The sequence below is a fragment of the Halochromatium sp. genome, from assembly GCF_054919635.1.
In genome coordinates this window covers 1-2,542 of record NZ_JBUDPI010000457.1, presented here as the reverse complement: position 1 = coordinate 2,542, position 2,542 = coordinate 1, and the positions used below count along the sequence as shown (strand labels likewise).

General features: G+C 61.0%; 5 protein-coding genes. 2 read left to right on the top strand and 3 right to left on the bottom strand.

Features of this window, described 5'->3' with window-relative positions; genetic code table 11:
• On the top strand, positions 1–206 hold a 206-nt coding region (locus ACY693_RS18265), incomplete at its 5' end, for a hypothetical protein (protein WP_462323235.1).
• 71 nt (positions 207–277) lie between these two features.
• Here the strand turns inward: ACY693_RS18265 and ACY693_RS18260 are convergent.
• From ACY693_RS18260 to ACY693_RS18250, 3 genes are all read right to left on the bottom strand, one after another.
• Positions 278–748, bottom strand: a complete 471-nt coding sequence (locus ACY693_RS18260) for a DUF6789 family protein (RefSeq protein ID WP_462323234.1) — start codon at positions 746–748, stop codon at positions 278–280.
• Between the two features lie 211 nt (positions 749–959).
• Positions 960–1,391, bottom strand: a complete 432-nt coding sequence (locus ACY693_RS18255; protein WP_462323233.1) for a PIN domain-containing protein — start codon at positions 1,389–1,391, stop codon at positions 960–962.
• Positions 1,391–1,642 carry a type II toxin-antitoxin system prevent-host-death family antitoxin gene (locus ACY693_RS18250; protein WP_462323232.1) on the bottom strand — a complete coding sequence of 84 codons (252 nt, stop codon included), beginning with the start codon at positions 1,640–1,642 and terminating at the stop codon, positions 1,391–1,393. The genes ACY693_RS18255 and ACY693_RS18250 overlap by 1 nt, the downstream gene beginning before the upstream one ends.
• Before the next feature lie 198 nt (positions 1,643–1,840).
• Here ACY693_RS18250 and ACY693_RS18245 point away from each other — a divergent pair, with 198 nt between their 5' ends.
• Complete coding sequence (locus ACY693_RS18245; RefSeq protein WP_462323231.1) at positions 1,841–2,356, top strand: DUF4395 family protein; 516 nt, start codon at positions 1,841–1,843, stop codon at positions 2,354–2,356.
• Positions 2,357–2,542: the final 186 nt, after the last annotated feature.

Sequence of the window (2,542 nt, the reverse complement as noted above, 5' to 3'; positions counted from 1 at the left end):
AACGATTGATGCAACGATTCTATGGCATGAATGCAATAAGGAACAATGCCTTATGCCTTTTCATCGCGCGATTCCTGCAACGATTCTTGAATCGATCCTCGATCAGCTCCCGGATCTTATCGGACAGCACCGTCAGTGCGATCTTCATCGCGAATTGGGCCGACCGCGCGCCAGACCAAGAGGCCGGGGTGCCAGCGGCTCTCTGAGCAGGCAGGCTTGCGAGCAATGCTGTGCGATCGCGCGCAAACCTGCCCCGAGCCACCTTCGCGAAGGCGGACTAGCGGGCCGCAGTGGCGGCGTGGCCGGGAGCGCGATGCATCAGCACGCCATAGGTCGCACCTAGGACGACGCCGAAGATAATGTGCAGCACCAGCGTTGCGACCGGCACCGGGAGGCCCGTTTGCAAGCCGAATAGCCCAGCGCCAGCCAGGGGCATCACGATCACCATCATTAGCACCCAGGTCCCGATCGAGAAGAGGATGCCGCGAACGGTCTCGGCGCCACCCGGAATCCGGGGCTCCAGCCAGGCGAACAAGAGGCCCCAGAGCAGGGTTCCGATCAGCAGGTGGATCACCCAGCCCACCATCGGCGTGGCCGGGAGTCCGGCGTACTGATTGGCCATGCCCGCTAGCATGGCGATGGCATTGAACTGCGGCAGCATGCCGAGCGAGGACTTCAGGAGCATCAGAGCGGAGAGCACGACGGTTGCGACGAGGCCCGCAACAGCTCCGGCAGCGTATCGATTCATGGTGACCTCCGTTTAGGTCGATAAGGGTTGCCTTGGCCATATCCGTCCTGCAGCGATCGGGCCAATGTCCAACCCTTGCCGAAGACCGTCCTTTGTCGCCGATCCTACCCCCTCATCTTATCCGAAAGCACTGCTCCAACAGGGGCTTAAGCACCACCGGTGGTTGTGGTAATGCCGCGGCAGATTGCGATCGATATCCTGTTGGTGCTCGCTAACTTGGGCGCAAGGCGCTCCAGGGATTAAACAAGCTGGCGCCCATCAGTTCGAAATCGGTCGTGTTGCGCGTGACCAGGGTCAGTTGATGCACCAGCGCGGTAGCACCGATAAAGGCATCGCGCGCCGGCCGAGGGTTGGGGACATGGAGCTTGGCGCAGCATCGCGCGACAGCGGCATCGACTGCAAGTAAGCGGCCTGCGAAGGTTGGCAGCACATGATGCTCGTACCATCGCCGCAGAACGGCACCTTGCTGTTGATCGCGCCGCTCCACCAACAAGATGCCCGTTTCGAGCTCTTGAATGCTGACGCAGGACAGGAACGTCAGGCTGGCATCCATACTCTGCGCCCAAGCCGTTACCTGTGGATCGGCCCGTCGACTGCCGATCTTGCGTAGCTCTGAGACGACATTGGTGTCGAGCAGAAACATCAAAACTCAGCGCTTCTTGCCTCGGCTCTGTCTGGCTCAAGCGGAAGCTCGATCTCGGCGGCCTCTGGCATTGCCAGACAATCGGCAATCGATCTTGCGCCTTGCGTCAGAGTGAGATAGTGCTCGATGGTGAGGAGCACATGCGCTGGACGGCCGCGATCGGTAATGATCACTGGCCCGTCGCGCGCGGCCTTCTTAGCGCGGCTGATGTCTTGGTTGAAATCGCGGGCGGAGAAGGTGGTCTGGGCCATCTGAGCCCCTCGTCGGCAGTCGGCATCATATGTATGTAGGTAGGTTACTACAAAAGAGCTGGCAGGGTGGATTGCATCTTGCTGAGCGACGTTTTGCTGAGCGATGGTGCATCAGAATTCATTGCCACCTGTCACCACCACGCTTAGATGGCCGCGTGATGCGGTGATGCGTTACCTCGATCCTAGGAGATTTCGAAGATGACAGTGAGCGAGACATTGAAACAGGCTCAGACTTCTGATCCGCAGCGGTTACGTTATCGGCTCGCGATGCAAGGCTTCACCGATGTGCGCGATCAAGACCTTCGCGAGGTCGCACTCGGGCTTCGGCTCGCGCCCGCCGTCTGTATGGTCGGCGTCGCCTTGGGGACGCTACTGACCAGCCCAGCGATCCTCGGCATTTTGATCCTGCTCGCAATCCCCGGTTTTTTAACCCCGCGCAGCCCCCTCGATGTCCTCTACAACCGGGTTATCCGTCGCTGGGTCGGCGGTCCAAGCCTTCCAGAAAGGCGTGCGCCGAGCCGCTTCGCCTGCCTCGTAGCAGCGCTGTGGCTGAGCGCCATCCTCGCCGCCTTTGTTGCCGACCAGTTTCTGCTCGGCTTCCTGCTCGGCGCAGCGATGGTCGCCGTCGCCGGCCTAATGACCTTCGGGCACTACTGCGTCGCCTCCCATCTCTACCGAAAGGTACGCGGTTGGCCAGCCGAGGAGCAGCCGTAAAGGAGCGGCGCCGGCGCCTTCGGCTAGATGAGGCGTGCTTCTTGTCTCCAGGCTGATCCCGCCCGAGTGTCGCAAGCACATGCATTTCTGGGTCAATCCTAGATCAGCGCCGGGACCTTATCGGACAGCACCGTCAGTGCGTTCTTCTCGCGCCTAGGCCGACCGCGCGCCAGACCAACAGGCCGG

Excerpts from the sequence above, each read along its gene's own strand:
- ACY693_RS18260 (WP_462323234.1), bottom strand. The coding sequence starts at position 748 with ATGAATCGATACGCTGCCGGAGCTGTTGCGGGCCTCGTCGCAACCGTC.
- ACY693_RS18255 (WP_462323233.1), bottom strand. The coding sequence starts at position 1,391 with ATGTTTCTGCTCGACACCAATGTCGTCTCAGAGCTACGCAAGATCGGC.
- ACY693_RS18250 (WP_462323232.1), bottom strand. The coding sequence starts at position 1,642 with ATGGCCCAGACCACCTTCTCCGCCCGCGATTTCAACCAAGACATCAGC.
- ACY693_RS18245 (WP_462323231.1), top strand. The coding sequence starts at position 1,841 with ATGACAGTGAGCGAGACATTGAAACAGGCTCAGACTTCTGATCCGCAG.